Origin of the sequence: Mesorhizobium sp. M1A.T.Ca.IN.004.03.1.1 (genome assembly GCF_003997555.1) — a bacterium.
GTDB lineage: Bacteria > Pseudomonadota > Alphaproteobacteria > Rhizobiales > Rhizobiaceae > Mesorhizobium.
Genome location: NZ_RZTV01000497.1, coordinates 1 through 263, shown reverse-complemented (window position 1 = coordinate 263; position 263 = coordinate 1). Strand labels below are relative to the sequence as shown.

Below are 263 nucleotides of genomic sequence, written 5' to 3'. Positions count from 1 at the left end.
AGCACCTGTCCGTTGATCTTGCGGGTGACATCGACCATGCGCTGGTTGGCGCGGCTGGTGAAACCGCCGGCAACAGCGATGGCATTCTGCACCGTCATGCCGGGAACATAGGCATACTGGCCGGGCTGGCCGACTTCACCCATGATGAAGACCGAGCGGTAGCGATCGACATCGATGGTGACGTCGGGATCGCGAAGATAGCCCTGCTGCAGTTTCTGGGCGATCTGTCCCGAGAGTTGCTGCAGGGTTCGGCCGCGGGCAGG

1 protein-coding gene is annotated in these 263 nt (G+C 62.4%); it reads right to left on the bottom strand.

Features of this window, described 5'->3' with window-relative positions; genetic code table 11:
- The coding region (locus EOD29_RS32610; protein WP_206520572.1) for an SLBB domain-containing protein at nt 1-263 on the bottom strand (263 nt) is incomplete at both ends.